This is a genomic window from Scandinavium sp. M-37 (assembly GCF_043558715.1).
GTDB lineage: Bacteria > Pseudomonadota > Gammaproteobacteria > Enterobacterales > Enterobacteriaceae > Scandinavium > Scandinavium vulneris_A.
Genome location: NZ_JBIGIN010000006.1, coordinates 1 through 16,963, shown reverse-complemented (window position 1 = coordinate 16,963; position 16,963 = coordinate 1). Strand labels below are relative to the sequence as shown.

14 protein-coding genes are annotated in these 16,963 nt (G+C 54.8%); 10 read left to right on the top strand and 4 right to left on the bottom strand.

Features of this window, described 5'->3' with window-relative positions; translation table 11 throughout:
* The first annotated feature begins 51 nt into the window (after window positions 1–51).
* The gene (locus ACG0Z5_RS06430; RefSeq protein WP_394446179.1) at window positions 52–651 is read left to right on the top strand and encodes a DUF1454 family protein; all 600 of its coding nucleotides are present in this window, start codon (window positions 52–54) and stop codon (window positions 649–651) included.
* A 109-nt stretch (window positions 652–760) separates the two neighbouring features.
* Entirely contained in the window at window positions 761–1,528 is a 768-nt protein-coding gene (gene tpiA, locus ACG0Z5_RS06425) for a triose-phosphate isomerase (RefSeq protein WP_319627243.1), read from the top strand.
* A gap of 79 nt (window positions 1,529–1,607) precedes the next feature.
* On the opposite strand, the gene ACG0Z5_RS06420 is transcribed toward tpiA, so the two are convergent.
* On the bottom strand, window positions 1,608–2,363 hold the full coding sequence (locus tag ACG0Z5_RS06420; RefSeq protein ID WP_394446177.1) for a CDP-diacylglycerol diphosphatase: 756 nt from the start codon (window positions 2,361–2,363) through the stop codon (window positions 1,608–1,610).
* A gap of 93 nt (window positions 2,364–2,456) precedes the next feature.
* A complete protein-coding gene (locus ACG0Z5_RS06415; RefSeq protein ID WP_394446176.1) occupies window positions 2,457–3,446 on the bottom strand; it encodes a sulfate ABC transporter substrate-binding protein in 990 nt (329 codons plus the stop codon).
* Window positions 3,447–3,911: 465 nt separating this feature from the next.
* Here ACG0Z5_RS06415 and ACG0Z5_RS06410 point away from each other — a divergent pair, with 465 nt between their 5' ends.
* The 3 genes from ACG0Z5_RS06410 to ACG0Z5_RS06400 are packed head-to-tail and all read left to right on the top strand — an operon-like array spanning window position 3,912 to window position 7,660.
* Entirely contained in the window at window positions 3,912–5,051 is a 1,140-nt protein-coding gene (locus tag ACG0Z5_RS06410) for a polysaccharide export protein (protein WP_394446175.1), read from the top strand.
* Entirely contained in the window at window positions 5,051–5,485 is a 435-nt protein-coding gene (locus tag ACG0Z5_RS06405; protein ID WP_394446174.1) for a protein tyrosine phosphatase, read from the top strand. Before ACG0Z5_RS06410 ends, ACG0Z5_RS06405 begins: the two co-directional genes overlap by 1 nt.
* A gap of 18 nt (window positions 5,486–5,503) precedes the next feature.
* Complete coding sequence (locus ACG0Z5_RS06400; RefSeq protein WP_394446171.1) at window positions 5,504–7,660, top strand: polysaccharide biosynthesis tyrosine autokinase; 2,157 nt, start codon at window positions 5,504–5,506, stop codon at window positions 7,658–7,660.
* A 57-nt stretch (window positions 7,661–7,717) separates the two neighbouring features.
* Here ACG0Z5_RS06400 and zapB read toward each other — a convergent pair whose 3' ends face one another.
* Window positions 7,718–7,963 carry a septal ring assembly protein ZapB gene (gene zapB / locus ACG0Z5_RS06395; RefSeq protein WP_319627249.1) on the bottom strand — a complete coding sequence of 82 codons (246 nt, stop codon included), beginning with the start codon at window positions 7,961–7,963 and terminating at the stop codon, window positions 7,718–7,720.
* A 434-nt stretch (window positions 7,964–8,397) separates the two neighbouring features.
* Here zapB and ACG0Z5_RS06390 point away from each other — a divergent pair, with 434 nt between their 5' ends.
* Window positions 8,398–9,246: an MIP/aquaporin family protein gene (locus ACG0Z5_RS06390; protein ID WP_394446169.1), complete on the top strand. Its 849-nt coding sequence runs from the start codon at window positions 8,398–8,400 to the stop codon at window positions 9,244–9,246.
* A 22-nt stretch (window positions 9,247–9,268) separates the two neighbouring features.
* Window positions 9,269–10,774: a glycerol kinase GlpK gene (glpK, locus tag ACG0Z5_RS06385; protein ID WP_394446167.1), complete on the top strand. Its 1,506-nt coding sequence runs from the start codon at window positions 9,269–9,271 to the stop codon at window positions 10,772–10,774.
* A 57-nt stretch (window positions 10,775–10,831) separates the two neighbouring features.
* Here the strand turns inward: glpK and gltS are convergent, their stop codons facing one another.
* Window positions 10,832–12,034: a sodium/glutamate symporter gene (gene gltS / locus ACG0Z5_RS06380; protein WP_394446165.1), complete on the bottom strand. Its 1,203-nt coding sequence runs from the start codon at window positions 12,032–12,034 to the stop codon at window positions 10,832–10,834.
* 276 nt (window positions 12,035–12,310) lie between these two features.
* Between gltS and ACG0Z5_RS06375 the strand changes: the two genes are divergently transcribed.
* The 3 genes from ACG0Z5_RS06375 to nepI all read left to right on the top strand — a co-directional run bounded on the left by ACG0Z5_RS06375 (window position 12,311) and on the right by nepI (window position 16,872).
* Window positions 12,311–13,699: a nucleobase:cation symporter-2 family protein gene (locus tag ACG0Z5_RS06375; protein WP_394446163.1), complete on the top strand. Its 1,389-nt coding sequence runs from the start codon at window positions 12,311–12,313 to the stop codon at window positions 13,697–13,699.
* Between the two features lie 119 nt (window positions 13,700–13,818).
* Window positions 13,819–15,555, top strand: a complete 1,737-nt coding sequence (locus ACG0Z5_RS06370; protein ID WP_394446161.1) for an AsmA family protein — start codon at window positions 13,819–13,821, stop codon at window positions 15,553–15,555.
* 135 nt (window positions 15,556–15,690) lie between these two features.
* Window positions 15,691–16,872 (top strand): purine ribonucleoside efflux pump NepI, encoded by a 1,182-nt coding sequence (gene nepI / locus ACG0Z5_RS06365; protein ID WP_394446159.1) that lies wholly within the window; start codon window positions 15,691–15,693, stop codon window positions 16,870–16,872.
* Window positions 16,873–16,963: the final 91 nt, after the last annotated feature.

Below are 16,963 nucleotides of genomic sequence, written 5' to 3'. Positions count from 1 at the left end.
GGGGCGGTTTACCGTTTTAATCGTCACAGGAAAAAATCTTAGGTGATGTAGATGATCAAATGGCTGACTTTGTGTTTTCTTGGGCTGATGGCGCTGGCTATCGGCCCGAATGCGCTGTCGGCTGAAACAGGCGAGAACACTACCGCGCCTTATCTGCTCTCGGGTGCGCCAACGTTCGACCTCTCGGTCAGTCAGTTCCGCGAGAAGTTTAATGCCGACAATCCAACGCTGCCGCTGAATGAATTTCGCTCGATAACCACCAGCCGCGATAAGCTCAACCTCACCCGTGCTGCCAGCAAAATTAATGAAAATCTGTATGCCTCCACCGCCCTGGAGCGCGGCACGCTGAAAATTAAATCGATGCAGATTACCTGGCTACCGATTCAGGGCCCGGAACAAAAAGCCGCCAAAGCGAAAGCACTGGAGTACATGAGCGCGGTGTTACGCGTCTTTACCCCGGCTATCACCAAAGCGCAAAGCCTGCAAAAACTGCAAAAACTACTCAACGCCGGGAAGAACAAGCGGTACTACACCAGCAACGAAGGTGCACTTCGCTATGTGGTCGCAGACAACGGTGAAAAAGGCCTGACCTTCGCTGTTGAACCGATTAAGCTGGCGCTATCTGAGACTCTGGAAAGCAACAATAAATGACAAAAAGCAAAGCCTTTCCAGCGTCGAATCTCTATACTGTTTCACAGACCATGCCGCCCCTATGGGTGGCCATAATCCTTAATTCGCTCAAGTAGCGTGGAGAATTCAAATGCGACATCCTTTAGTGATGGGTAACTGGAAACTGAACGGCAGCCGCCACATGGTGAACGAGCTGGTGACTAACCTGCGTAAAGAGCTGTCTGGCGTGACCGGTTGTGGCGTGGCTATCGCGCCGCCGGAAATGTACATCGACCTGGCTAAACAGGCCGCTGGCGGCAGCCATATCATCCTGGGCGCGCAGAACGTTGACCTGAACCTGTCCGGCGCATTCACCGGTGAAACCTCTGCGGAAATGCTGAAAGATATCGGTGCGAAATACATCATCATCGGTCACTCTGAGCGTCGTACATACCACAAAGAATCTGACGAACTGATCGCCAAGAAATTCGCCGTGCTGAAAGAGCAGGGTCTGGTGCCGGTTCTGTGCATCGGTGAAACCGAAGCAGAAAACGAAGCGGGCAAAACCGAAGAAGTGTGCGCCCGTCAAATTGATGCCGTTCTGAAAACTCAGGGCGCAGCCGCATTCGAAGGCGTGGTTATCGCTTACGAACCTGTATGGGCTATCGGTACCGGCAAATCTGCCACCCCAGCTCAGGCTCAGGCGGTTCACAAATTCATCCGCGATCACATTGCTAAAGCCGATGCGAAAGTGGCCGAGCAGGTCATCATTCAGTACGGCGGTTCTGTTAACGCTGCTAACGCTGCTGAACTGTTCACCCAGCCGGACATCGACGGCGCGCTGGTTGGCGGTGCTTCCCTGAAAGCTGACGCTTTCGCGGTGATCGTTAAAGCTGCAGAAGCCGCTAAACAGGCTTAATCGCTGTTGTACTTCAAAACATAAGGCCCGGTCTGCGTCATTGCGACCGGGTTTTTTTATGGCTTTGCAAGGAGCGGCTTTACTGCAAGATCTCGCAGCGGTGATCCTGAATTTCTTCCGCCGAGGCACGGTTCAGGGTGAGCAAATCACGCTCGGTCGCCAACAACACAAAGGTTCCGTCGCTCTGCTGCGCCATCGCCAGGGCAAAGCGCCCCATGTGGTCACGCGCTTCTGGCACTTCTTCCGCCAGCATCAGGAACGGACTTTTCTGCGCCAGTTCCGTTTCCGTCACGCGGCGCGCAAGGTATTGATGGCTGCGTAATCCCCCCGGCAACGGTTGCCAGCGGCTGTTGATGGAATCCAGGCTGGCGTCGAGTTGCTGGCGCACATCGGGCCGCAGGCAGGAGATGTGGATGTGGAAATGGTTTTGCGTGCGTCCGGTCCGCGAATTGATGGTCAGTGAGACAGCTGAATCAGGCACCGGTGAGCCGTGTCGGGCGCTCATTAGCTGACGGCTTTGCCAGGCCTGCCAGAAGTAATTCGCGGTGTGTGGGTTGAGCAGCAGCGGGCTTTCCGTGCCATTGATGCGATAAGTCGGCATCAGCAGATACTGCAGAGGCCCGTTCCGGTCTTTAAACAGCACATAGCCCCCCTGCAGATTCACCGACGCGCACGGCGCAGGCGACTGATGCTGTTGCTGGTTAGGTACGCACTGGTCGATAACAAAGTGGCGTAAGGCATCGGGATTGCCTGAGTGCAACCAATACCAGCCGCCCGCGGCCGCCCCGCCGACTAAAACAATGATCCCCAGAATCAGGTAGTTAATGCGCTTCATTTTTCGGTCCCTGTGAAAGCTCTGAAGCGCAAGGGTAACGCAAAATGATGACCAAATGAAAACGGCCCCGTAGGGCCGCTTCGTTTTTGGTGTTTATCGCTGACTGATTTGGTCAAACGTACCGCCGTTGGAGAAGTGGTCTTTCTGCGCTTTCGTCCAACCGCCAAATTCCTGATCGATGGTGAACAGCTTCAGTTTCGGGAATTCCGCTTCGTATTTCTTCGCCACTGCCGCGTCACGCGGGCGGTAGTAGTTCTTCGCGACAATATCCTGGCCCTCTGGGGTATACAGATACTTCAGATAAGCATCTGCTACGTCGCGCGTGCCTTTTTTGTCGACCACTTTATCGACCACGGAAACGGTCGGTTCAGCCAGAATCGATTCGCTCGGGGTCACGATTTCGAATTTATCTTTGCCGAGTTCGTTCGTCGCCAGCAGGGCTTCGTTTTCCCAGGCGATCAGGACATCGCCAATCCCGCGTTCGACGAAGGTGTTGGTCGAACCGCGCGCGCCGGAATCCAGCACTTCGACATTTTTATACAGGGCTTTCACGAAGTCCTGGGCTTTCGCCTGATCGTTGTTGTTGTGGTGCAGGGCATAGCCCCAGGCTGCCAGATAGTTCCAGCGTGCGCCGCCGGAGCTTTTCGGGTTCGGGGTGATCACCGACACGCCCGGTTTGATCAGATCATTCCAGTCATGGATTTGTTTCGGGTTGCCTTTACGCACCAGGAAAACGATGGTGGAGGTATAAGGTGCAGAGTTATCCGGCAGGCGTTTGATCCAGTTTTTATCGATACGACCGCGCTCGGCAATGGCATCCACGTCATAGGCCAGTGCCAGAGTCACCACATCGGCTTCAATACCGTTGATAACCGAGGTGGCCTGCTTCCCGGAACCGCCGTGTGATTGACGAACGACCACATTGTCACCGGTTTTTTGTTTCCAGTAAGCGCTGAAAGCTTTGTTGTAGTTGTCGTAAAGCTCGCGCGTCGGATCGTACGAGACATTGAGTAACTGAATATCTTTTGCCAGAACGCCAGCAGAAGCCAGCAGCAGCGTTAACCCGAGGCCTAACTTGTTCATCGACCACTCTCTTATGTGATGTTGTGATGAGCCTAGCCTGCCAGAAACAGATCCGATGATTAAAGAATAAAAAAAGATTGGATATAACTTTATGAAATAAGGGCATTGACCGTTCACACCAACAGGGAATTATCAGCTTTATTTATTAAATAACCTACCCCTATCATTCCCACCAATAAAGATTAAATAACCGGAAGGTTCCAGATGTTGTTATTAAAGCAACCCTGACGCCATAAAATTAACCGATATATCTTTTCTAATAATGTTATTAAGTTGAGTAAAGGTTAAGTTCAGGGATACCATTGCGGCGCGGAAATATTTATCTTATGTATCATGCATTTAAATGTATGCAATACTGTTAATCACTCCGAATACAATTGTTTTAATTACGCCCTGAAGATTTATTTTAGCGTGGCAATATTTATAAAAACAAACGAATAAATTACTCATTACTTATAGAGCCAAATGAAAAACTCATGGTTTAACGTCTTTGCGTTGGTACCCTTTTTAACGTTACTTACCAGCTGCACACTCTCTCCCGGACAAGATCTGAGCCTTTCGCACAAAGCGCAGGTGACAGGGGCGAACGATGACTATGACATCAACCAGATGGTCAGCGTAATGCCTTTAACGCCGCAGGTTATTGACCGGCTGCGCTCCCCCGTCGTTTCCTCACGGCCCAATCCCCAACTCGAAACGCTGATCGGCCAGTACGAATACCGTATTGGCGTGGGCGATGTCCTGATGGTCACCGTGTGGGATCATCCGGAACTCACCACCCCGGCAGGCCAGTATCGTAGCGGCAGCGACACGGGGAATTGGGTCAAATCTGACGGCACCATTTTCTATCCTTACGTCGGCAAAGTAAGGGTCGTGGGGAAATCGCTGGAAGAGGTCCGCACCACCCTCACGCAAGGATTGAATAGCGTTATCGAAAGTTCGCAGGTGGATGTCAGCGTGGCATCGTTTCGCTCGCAGAAAGTCTATATCACTGGCGAAGTGGCAAAATCAGGGCAGCAGGCCATTACCAATGTCCCCCTCACCGTGATGGATGCAATTAATACCGCCGGCGGTTTAACAGCCGATGCCGATTGGCGGAACGTGGTGCTGACACATAACGGTGCGGATACCAAAATTTCGCTTTATGCCCTGATGCAACGCGGGGATCTTACCCAAAATCATTTGCTCTATCCGGGCGATATTCTTTTCGTACCGCGGAACGATGACCTGAAAGTATTTGTGATGGGCGAGGTCGCCAAACAGAGCACGCTGAAAATGGATCGCAGCGGCATGACGCTTGCGGAAGCTTTAGGTAACGCCAACGGGATTAACCAGAGCATGGCGGATGCATCAGGGATATTTATTATTCGCCAGAAAGCGAAAGAGGCCGATGGGAAAATTGCCACCATTTATCAGCTGGATGCAAAAGATGCATCCGCCATGGTGCTCAGTACCGAATTTCAGCTGCAACCCTACGATATCGTCTATGTCACCACCGCGCCGCTGGTGAGATGGAACCGCGTTGTTTCGCAGCTGGTTCCGACCATTAGTGGAGTGCATGATCTTACCGAAACGGTCCGTTACATCAAAACGTGGCCTCGCTAATGTGTAATGCCATTCTCGTCATTTGCACGGCCAACATCTGCCGCTCTCCCCTCGGCGAGCGGCTGTTGCGCCACCGTCTGCCGCATAAAACCATAGCTTCAGCGGGAATGGTCGCTCGGGCTGGCCAAAGCGTAGATCCTGATGTAAAGCGCGTCGCCGATCGACACAAACTATCGCTTGATGGCCATCAAAGTCAGCAATTTACTGCTGCACTGAGCGCCCAATACGATCTCATTCTGGTGATGGAGAAACTGCATCTCAAACACATCGCCCATATTGCACCTGAAGCCCGCAGTAAAAGCATGCTACTGGGCTACTGGCTCAATCAAATGGAAATTCCCGATCCGTGGCACCAAAGCGATGAAGCTTTTAATCACGTCTTTCAATTGATCAACCAATCTTGTCAGGCGTGGGTCAGCAAACTCGCCAGTTAATAATCAGGTAGCGACGTAATGTCATTAATAAATATAAAAAACGCCTCTCGGCCTCAGGGCGAGATCGAAGAGATTAATCTTGTGATGCTGCTGGGCGTGCTCTTCGATAGCTATAAGCTTATCGTAGCGATAACAGTATTATTTACCCTCGCGGCAATGGGTTATGCCCTGAATGCCACCCCGATTTATCAGGCCAATGCGCTGGTTCAGATTGAACAAAAACAGGGGAACGCATTACTTAACAACTTGAGCCAGATGCTGCCGGATAACCAGCCGCAATCGGCGCCAGAAATTATGCTGCTGCGCTCACGGATGATCCTTGGCACCACCGTTGATGCCCTGGCGCTCCAGACGACAATCCAGCCGCGCTATCTCCCGTTAATCGGTCGAACGGTAGCCTGGCTGCGAGGGCAAAAGCCCGGCAAGATAGGGTTAACGCATCTGGTTCTCCCACTCAAAAACGATGAAAGCGCCAGTGCCACGCTCAGGGTCATCAATAGCAACCAATATCATCTTTCCGGGGAGGGTTTTGAGCTTGATGGCCACAAGGGCGAACGCCTGGAAAAAAACGGTGTGTCGCTGCTCGTCACTGAAATCAATGCCGAACCCGGCACGCTGTTCACGGTGACCCAAACGTCGCGTCTGCAGGCCATTTCCCTGTTGCAGGCAAGCTTTAACGTCTCTGAACAGGGGAAAGACACCGGCATGCTTAACCTGACCATGTCCGGCGAAGACCCGCAGCTGATTAACGCGATTCTGCAGAATATCGCCGAGAACTATCTGGCACAGAATATAACCCGGCAGGCGGAGCAGGACGGCAAAAGTCTGGCATTTCTTGATACGCAGCTGCCAGCGATCCGCCACGACCTTGACCGTGCAGAAGATAAGCTCAACGCCTATCGAAAACAGAAAGACTCGGTCGACTTAAACATGGAAGCCAAATCCGCCCTCGACCAGATCGTTAACATTGAGAATCAGCTCAATGAACTGACGTTCCGCGAAGCGGAAATCTCGCAGCGCTATAAAAAAGAGCATCCGAACTACCGGGCCTTGAGGGAAAAGCGCCAAACGCTGCAAAGCGAAAGGGCCAAGATGAACAAGCGCGTCAGTGCCATGCCCTCAACGCAGCAGGAAGTGCTCCGCCTGAGCCGGGATGTGGATTCGGGGCGTGCGGTCTATCTCCAGTTACTTAGCCGACAACAGGAACTGAGCGTCGCCAAATCCAGCGCCATTGGCAATGTGCGAATCATCGACGATGCGGTCACGTTGGTAAAACCCGTCAAACCCCAAAAAGCGATTATTGTGGTGGTTGGCATGATGCTGGGAGCCATGGTTTCCGTCGCGATTGTGCTGTTGAAATTCTCTCTTCATCAGGGGATTAGCTCTCAGGAACAGCTGGAAGAGAGAGGCATCAACGTGTTTGCCAGCGTTCCCCACTCCGAGTGGCAGCGCAAAAAAAATATCAAAAGCCTAACAGGCACGGCCAGCCTGGTGTTGGCCATCAAAAATCCCGCAGATATGGCTATTGAGACCCTTCGCGGCCTACGTACCAGCCTCTACTTCACCATGATGGAGGCGAAAAATAACGTGCTGATGATTTCAGGCGTCAGCCTTGGCGCGGGCAAAACGTTTATCTGCAGCAACCTGGCGGCAGTCATTGCGCAGACGCAGAAAAAGGTACTTTTGATTGATGCCGACATGCGCAAAGGCTATTTGCACGAATTGTTCGGTCTGGAGGAAAGCCGCGGGCTGGCAGAAATACTGCAGGGGACCAGCACCTTTGATCAGAGCGTGATTTCACTGCCTGATATCGGGCTGGATTATCTCTCGCGCGGCCATGTCCCCAACAATCCGGCGGAGTTGCTGACGAGCCCCGCCTTCAAGGCACTGCTCGACACTGCCTCTTCCCGCTATGACCTGATTATCATTGATACTCCACCGGTGATGGCGGTAACGGATGCAACGATTGTGGGCCGTCATGCGGAAACCATCATGATGGTGGCGCGTTTTGAAGAGAATACGGCGAAAGAGGTTGAGGTCTGCATCCGTCGTTTTAAACAGAACGGTATCGCAGTCCAGGGGTGGATCCTGAACGGTGTGAAGAAAAGGAAAAGCAGCGACTACGGTTACGGATACAGCACGTATGGCACGTCGTATCGTCAGGAAAAGGCCTGATGGGTTAAATTTCCCTTCCCCACTGAAAGGGGAAGGGGAAGGGGAAGGGAACGAAGATTACACTTCTTCCATGCGGCCCAGCAGCGCCTGCAGACGTTCCTGCCAACCGTGCTGCTGTTCTTTCAGCTGGTTGTTTTCGCGCTCAAGATCTTCACGACCGTGCTGTGCGTTCTGTACTTCCTGCGACAGCGCGTTGTTTTTCTCTTTCAGCTCTTCAATTTCCATCTGCAGCAGGGTGATGGTATCAATCGCCTGCTGTACTTTAGATTCCAGTTTCTCAAACACTTCTAATGACATCGTCATACCTCTCCTGAATTTGCAAGGCGTTGATCTCGTCCCGGAACCCCGGCGACGCCTTAACGAAAATGTGCGCACTACTATGCATCCGATTGTATGGAGCGCAGCACCTGCTGTCCAGCGCCAGGGCGCACGGATCGTGGTTTGCAACACTTTTCAGTCTATACCTAACGCATTCGGCGCAAATCCCCCTAAATTGTTAATCCATTCGTTAAGAAAATGGTTCGACGCACGGAGGTCGAATGGTCAAATCACGCACTTTTTCGCGCGATAACGCTCATTTTATTGACGGGGCACACAGAATTTGATTTCGATATTTCTCGTTTTTGTTCGTTAACGATAAATTAACACTATGCCTACATGGCAGCATGGTCGTCTTCGGCCACCATGTTCACAATAAACGTTCACCATAATCATTCATCAGTCTTCAGGATCCGATCATGAGTCAAACATCAACCTTAAAAGGCCAGTGCATTGCCGAGTTCCTTGGTACCGGGTTGTTGATCTTCTTCGGTGTGGGATGCGTTGCCGCGTTAAAAGTTGCAGGCGCGAGCTTCGGTCAGTGGGAAATCAGTATTATCTGGGGCTTGGGCGTGGCGATGGCCATTTACCTGACCGCAGGGGTTTCCGGCGCACATCTCAATCCGGCGGTTACCATCGCACTCTGGCTGTTTGCCTGTTTCGACGGGCGTAAAGTTGCCCCCTTCATTATTTCTCAGTTTGCCGGCGCGTTTTGCGCAGCGGCGTTAGTTTACGGGCTTTATTACAATCTTTTCATCGACTTCGAACACACGCACAATATGGTGCGCGGCAGCGTTGAAAGTCTGGATCTGGCAGGCATTTTCTCAACTTACCCGAACCCACATATCAATTTTGTGCAGGCCTTCGCGGTAGAAATGGTCATTACCGCTATCCTGATGGGCGTGATCCTTGCGCTGACTGATGATGGTAACGGCGTGCCGCGTGGCCCGATGGCACCGCTGTTAATCGGCCTGCTGATTGCGGTGATCGGGGCATCAATGGGGCCGTTGACCGGCTTTGCGATGAACCCGGCCCGTGACCTGGGACCCAAAACCTTTGCCTGGCTTGCGGGCTGGGGTGAAATGGCCTTCACCGGCGGGAAAGATATTCCGTATTTCGTGGTGCCGCTGTTCGCACCCATTGTCGGCGCATCGCTGGGCGCTTTCGGCTATCGCAAGCTGATTGGCCGCCATTTGCCGTGCGACGTTTGTGTGGCGGAAGAGAAAGAAACCACCGCCAGCACCACTCAACACAAAGCTTCGCTGTAATCTGACTACGGGACTAAGCATTATGACTGATAAAAAATACATCGTTGCCCTCGACCAGGGTACAACCAGCTCCCGCGCCGTTGTCATGGATCACGACGCCAATATCGTCAGCGTTTCACAGCGCGAATTCACCCAAATTTACCCTAAGCCTGGCTGGGTCGAGCACGACCCGATGGAAATCTGGGCCTCCCAAAGCTCCACCCTGATTGAAGTACTGGCGAAGGCCGACATCAATTCCGACCAGGTAGCGGCGATTGGGATAACTAACCAGCGTGAAACCGCCATCGTTTGGGATAAAGAAACCGGCAAACCAATTTACAACGCCATCGTCTGGCAGTGCCGCCGCACCGCAGAAATCTGCGAGCAGCTGAAACGCGATGGAATGGAAGACTACATTCGCAGCACCACAGGCCTGGTTATCGACCCGTATTTCTCCGGGACTAAAGTGAAGTGGATCCTCGACCACGTGGAAGGCTCACGTGAGCGTGCCAAGCGTGGCGAACTGCTGTTCGGCACCGTCGACACCTGGCTTATCTGGCGCATGACCCAGGGCCGGGTACACGTCACCGACTACACCAACGCCTCGCGTACCATGCTGTTCAACATCCATACGCTGGACTGGGACGACAAAATGCTTGAGGCGCTGGACATTCCGCGCGCCATGCTGCCGGACGTGCGCAAATCATCCGAAGTGTACGGTCAGACCAACATCGGCGGTAAAGGCGGGACGCGTATTCCTATCGCCGGAATTGCCGGTGACCAGCAGGCGGCGCTGTTCGGCCAACTGTGTGTCAAAGAAGGGATGGCGAAAAATACCTACGGTACCGGCTGCTTTATGCTGATGAACACCGGGGAAACCGCGGTGAAATCCGAGCACGGCCTGCTGACCACTATCGCCTGCGGCCCGAGCGGGGAAGTGAACTATGCGCTGGAAGGCGCAGTGTTCATGGCGGGGGCGTCTATTCAGTGGCTGCGTGACGAAATGAAGCTGATTAACGACGCGTTCGATTCCGAATATTTCGCCACCAAAGTGAACGATACCAACGGCGTGTACGTGGTTCCGGCGTTTACCGGTCTGGGCGCACCGTACTGGGACCCGTATGCCCGAGGCGCAATTTTTGGCCTGACCCGCGGCGTGAACTCGAACCACATTATTCGTGCCACGCTGGAATCTATCGCCTATCAGACCCGCGACGTGTTGGAAGCAATGCAGGCTGACTCCGGGATTCGTCTGCACGCCCTGCGCGTGGACGGCGGTGCGGTTGCCAATAACTTCCTGATGCAGTTCCAGTCAGACATTTTAGGCACTCGCGTTGAGCGGCCTGAAGTGCGTGAAGTGACGGCGCTAGGCGCGGCTTATCTTGCCGGTCTGGCAGTCGGGTTCTGGCAGAATCTGGATGAGCTGAAGGAAAAAGCGGTGATCGAACGTGAGTTCCGTCCGGGGATTGAAACCACCGAGCGTAACTATCGCTACAGCGGCTGGCAGAAAGCGGTCAAACGCGCAATGGCGTGGGAAGATCACGAGTAAATCAGGTTAGGTTTTGTATGCCCGGCAAGCGAATGGACTGCGCCGCCGGGCAATTCATCAACCGAACATCGGTAACAATAAATACAGCTTAATCACCAACGCATTCACGATATCAATAAAGAATGCGCCAACCATTGGCACCACAAGGAACGCCGTGTGTGACGGACCGAAACGTTCGGTGATCGCCTGCATATTGGCAATCGCCGTCGGCGTCGCACCCAGACCAAATCCACAGTGGCCCGCCGCCAGCACCGCCGCGTCGTAGTTTTTACCCATCATGCGATAGGTGACGAACACCGCATACAGCGCCATCGCCACGGTTTGCACTGCCAGAATCGCAATCATCGGTAGCGCCAGGGATGCCAGTTCCCACAGCTTCAGACTCATCAGCGCCATCGCCAGGAACAGCGACAGCGACACGTTCCCCAGCACCGACACCGCACGCTCAAACACGCGATAGAAGCCCAGCAGCGCCAGACCGTTGCTGAGGATCACCCCGACAAACAGCACGCAGACGAAGGTTGGCAGCTCAAAGGTGGTGCCCACCAGCCAATGCGCCACAATTTTACCGAGCGTCAGACAGATGGCGATCATGGCGATAGTTTCAATCATCACCAGGGAGGTTATCATGCGGCCCACGTCCGGTTTTTCGAACGCGGTCGGCACCGCCTGATCGTCCGGATTCCCGTCCGGCGTTGAAGAGTGTTTCACCAGATAACGCGCCACCGGGCCGCCAATCAGGCCGCCCAGCACCAGACCAAAGGTCGCGCAGGCCATCGCCACCTCGGTAGCATTGGCAAAGCCATAACGCTCAACGAACAGCTTACTCCAGGCCGCACCGGTGCCATGACCGCCGGACAGCGTAATCGACCCGGCCAGCAGACCCATCAGCGGATCCAGCCCCAGCATTTTCGCCATCCCGATGCCGATGGCGTTCTGCATCAAAAGCAGCCCAACCACCACAATCAGGAAGGTGCCAAGCACTTTACCGCCCGCGCGCAGGCTCGAGAGATTCGCATTCAGACCAATGGTCGCGAAAAACGCCAGCATCAGCGGATCTTTCAGACTCATGTCGAAATCGACTTCCCAGCCCATGCTTTTTTTCAGCACCAGTAGCGCCAGCGCAGCCAGCAGGCCACCCGCAACCGGTTCAGGGATGGTGTATTTCTTGAAGAGGGGAACGGTATGGACCAGTTTGCGTCCTAACAGCAACACCAGTGTTGCCGCAACAAGCGTCGATAAGGTATCGAGATGAAACATAAAAGCTCCTTGTTAGCGCATAATCCAATATCACGCGATGTGATGTCCTGCGGCGAAAAGTTCTCATCGTTTATCATCAGGAGCCGAATTTTACGCAAAACGCAGTGAAAAATGACAGAGAAAAATAATCAAAGCGGTGAAATTTGCGACAAAAGCAGCAAAAACAGCATAAAAATCTGCTTGCTTATTCGTCCTTAATATATTGAAAGCAACCGTTTGCTTTTGCCTGGCAGTCCGCTAAAATCCCCCCTTTTCCACACGGGATTGCCTCTGAAAATGTCAGTGAACACCATCGAAGCTGAAAATGCGCAACCGATTGCGCAGACACAGAACAGCGAGCTTATCTACCGCCTTGAAGACCGACCTCCGCTGCCACAGACCCTGTTCGCTGCCTTCCAGCACCTGCTGGCGATGTTCGTGGCGGTTATTACCCCCGCCCTGCTAATTTGCCAGGCGCTCGGCTTACCCGCCGAAGATACGCAGCACATCATCAGCATGTCGCTTTTCGCTTCCGGTGTGGCATCGATAATTCAGATTAAAGCGTGGGGCCCGGTTGGCTCCGGACTGTTGTCGATTCAGGGCACCAGTTTCAACTTCGTGGCTCCGCTTATCATGGGCGGTACCGCGCTGAAAACCGGCGGCGCAGATGTGCCAACCATGATGGCCGCCCTGTTTGGCACCTTAATGCTCGCAAGCTTCACCGAAATGGCGCTCTCCCGTGTGCTGCATCTGGCGCGCCGCATTATTACTCCACTGGTCTCTGGCGTGGTGGTGATGATTATCGGCCTGTCGCTGATTCAGGTGGGCCTGACGTCCATCGGCGGCGGCTATGCGGCGATGGCTGACCACACGTTTGGTGCCCCGAAAAACCTGCTTTTGGCGGGTATCGTGCTGGCTATCATCATCGTTCTTAACCGTCAGCGTAACCCGTACCTGCGCATAGCGTCGTTGGTCATTGCGATGGCGGCAGGCTATGCAGCGGCCTGGCTGTTGGGCATGTTGCCGGAAACCGTGCCGACCAACAGCCCGGTAATCATGGTGCCGACCCCGCTCTATTATGGTCTCGGGATCGACTGGAACCTGCTGCTGCCGTTGATGCTGGTGTTCATGATCACCTCCCTGGAAACCATCGGCGATATTACCGCCACCTCCGATGTCTCTGAGCAACCGGTCTCCGGCCCGGTGTACATGAAACGTCTGAAAGGCGGCGTACTGGCCAACGGCCTTAACTCCTGCGTGTCCGCCATCTTCAACACCTTCCCTAACTCCTGCTTCGGCCAAAACAACGGCGTAATCCAGCTGACCGGTGTAGCGAGCCGCTACGTGGGCTTTGTGGTGGCGCTGATGCTGATCGTGCTGGGCCTGTTCCCGGCGGTGAGTGGTTTCGTGCAGCACATTCCTGAGCCGGTACTCGGCGGTGCGACGCTGGTGATGTTCGGCACCATCGCGGCCTCCGGGGTGCGTATTGTGTCGCGCGAGCCGCTGAATCGCCGTGCAATCCTGATTATCGCCCTGTCGTTGGCGGTGGGCCTCGGCGTTTCCCAACAGCCGCTGATCCTGCAATTCGCGCCGGACTGGCTGAAAAATCTGCTCTCCTCCGGGATCGCCGCCGGCGGCATCACCGCGATTGTTCTGAACCTGGTTTTCCCGCCAGAAAAGAACTGATCCTCATCACGGCGGCGCTATCGGTGCCGCCGTGAAACCTTATTACACGAATCCTTCCTTGAGGATTGCGCACAAATCGTGCATAACTCCTTTATGTGCCCTTCATTGGATGGAAGACGATGAAATTTATCGGGAAGCTGCTGGTCTGGCTGCTTATCGCCCTGCTGCTGGTTGTGGTAGCGTTTTACTTTTTGCTGCAAACACGCTGGGGCGCACGTGAGGTCAGCGGCTGGATTTCCAGTAACTCCCAATACCACATCGCTTTCGACGCGATGGATCATCGTTTTTCCTCTCCGTCACACGTCCTGCTGAGAAACGTCACCTTTGGCCGCGATGGCAAGCCCGCGACGCTGGTCGCCAAAAGCGTCGATATTGGCCTGAGCAGCCGTCAGCTCACCGATCCGCTGCATGCCGATACCATTACCCTACAGGATGGCACCCTGAACCTGTCGCCGTCCAACGCGCCGTTCCCGTTTGAAGCCGATACCCTACAACTGCGCAATATGGCGCTGAACAGCCCGGAAAGCGGCTGGGATCTTAGCGCTCAGCGCGTGACCGGCGGCGTATCACCGTGGGTGCCAGAAGCCGGCAACGTGCTCGGGAAACAAACGCAAATTCAGATGAGCGCAGGCTCGATGACCCTCAACGGGATCCCGGCCACCAATGTGCTGGTGCAGGGCAGCATCGACAATGGGGTGGTGACGCTCGGCACGCTGGGGGCCGATATCGCGCGCGGCTCGCTGACCGGGAACGCCAAACGCAATGCCGACGGCAGCTGGCTGGTCGATAGCCTGCGCCTGACCGATATCCGTATGCAGAGCGATAAATCACTGGCCGATTTCTTCGCCCCGCTGATGACCGTCCCTTCGCTGACGATTGGCAGCCTGGAAGTGACCGACGCCCGACTGCAAGGCCCGGACTGGGCGATTGCCGATTGGGATCTCAGCCTGCGTAATCTGACCCTGAGCAACGGTGGCTGGACCAGCGACGGCGGGCGTCTGTCGATGAACGCCGACGAATTTATCTATGGCTCGATGCACCTGATGGACCCTATTTTTAACGCCGAATTTTCTCCGCAGGGTGTGGCACTCCGCCAGTTCACCTCGCGCTGGGAAGGCGGGGTGGTACGCACCTCCGGCAACTGGTTACGCAACGGTAACGCGCTGGTGCTCAATGACACCGCCATCGCAGGGCTGGAATACACCCTGCCGTCCAACTGGAAGCAGCTGTGGATGGCCCCCCTCCCGGCCTGGCTGCAAAGCGTCACCCTGGCGAAATTCACCGCCAGCCGCAATCTGATCATCGATATCGACCCGGCGTTCCCATGGCAAACCACTTCCCTCGACGGCTACGGTGACAACCTGCAGCTGGCGAAAAACGGCAGCTGGGGCGTATGGCGCGGCAGCGCGGCACTGAATGCCGCGGCCGCAACCTTCAACCGGGTGGACGTGCGCCGCCCGTCGCTCAAACTGGTGGCTAATGACGCGCAGGTTAATATCAACGAGCTGAGCGCGTTCACCGAAAAAGGCATTCTCGAAGCCACCGGCGCGGTGTCACAGCAACCGCAGCGGGAGGTCGCCATTAACCTGAACGGGCGCGGCGTGCCGCTGGATATTTTGCAACAGTGGGGCTGGCCAGGGCTGCCTCTCGGCGGCGACGGCAACCTCCAACTGCGCGCCAGCGGCAACGTGCAGGCCAATGCCCCACTCAAACCGACGGTCAACGGACAGCTACACGCGGTGAATATGAGCAAGCAAGAAGTCACCCAGACGATGCGCAACGGCGAAGTGAATACGGCGCAACCGGTTACGCCTGCGCCGACGCCGGCTGCACCTATTTCGCCGCCTGTGCCGTAATTTCCCCCTCACCCTGACCCTCTCCCTCCAGGGAGAGGGGATTGTTTGCCACCCTAAAGTTGTCAAAACGTTAAATACGTCACAAACAAAATGTTACACTGCGCAACTTTCCCATCGAAATTGCGCAGGTGTCCCATGAGCGAATGTACTGAAACACTCCCCCGCGGTGAGACGCTAACCCGTCCAAACTGGTCGGCGGTTTTTGCCGTGGCGTTTTGCGTTGCCTGCCTGATTACCGTTGAATTTCTGCCAGTGAGCCTGCTGACGCCGATGGCGCAGGAGCTTGGCATTACCGAAGGCGTGGCCGGGCAATCGGTCACTACCACCGCCTTCGTGGCGATGTTCGCCAGCCTGTTCATCACTCACGTGATTGGCCGCACCGACCGCCGTTACGTGGTTATCCTGTTCTCTGTTCTGCTGACGGTCTCCTGCCTGCTGGTCTCGTTTGCCACAAGCTTCGGCCTGTTGCTACTCGGGCGTGCCTGCCTGGGGCTGGCGCTCGGCGGGTTCTGGGCGATGTCAGCCTCGTTAACCATGCGGCTGGTTCCGGCGCGGATGGTGCCGAAAGCGCTGTCGGTAATTTTTGGCGCGGTATCTATCGCGCTGGTGATTGCCGCCCCGCTCGGCAGCTTTTTAGGCGGCATTATTGGCTGGCGCAACGTGTTTAACGGCGCGGCGTTGATGGGTCTGCTGTGCGTGATCTGGGTCTGGAAGGTGCTGCCGTCATTACCCGGCGAAACCGGGCCGAAAGCAAACATGTTTGGGCTGTTAAAACGCCCTGGCGTGCTGGCAGGGATGACGGCGATTTTCATGGCTTTTGCCGGTCAGTTCGCGTTCTTTACCTACATTCGCCCGGTATTCATGAATCTTGCGGGCTTTGATGTTGATGGCCTGACCCTGGTGTTGTTGAGTTTTGGCATCGCGAGTTTTGTTGGCACATCGCTTTCCGCTGTGATCCTCAAACGCTCGGTGAAAGTGGCCCTGGCCTGCGCCCCGCTGATCCTCGCGATTAGCGCGTTGGTACTGATTCTGTGGGGAAGCGAGAAATTCGTGGCCGCCACGGTGGCGGTTATCTGGGGCTTTGCTTTTGCGCTGGTGCCGGTCGGCTGGTCGACGTGGATAACCCGCTCGCTGTCCGATCAGGCGGAGAAAGCCGGTTCCATTCAGGTAGCGGTTATCCAGTTAGCCAACACCTGCGGGGCCGCCGTGGGCGGCGTGGCGCTGGACCATTTCGGTTTACTCTCGCCGCTGATGATTTCCGGCACCCTGATGCTACTCACCGCCTTATTGGTGGCGACGAAAGTACGGATTAAATAAGGTTCATCGCGGTTAAGCGTGAATCAATAGAAAACGGCGGTAAAAGTGGTTAGTTTTGTATTCGCCAAAACACTAACCAGCCACTCAACCG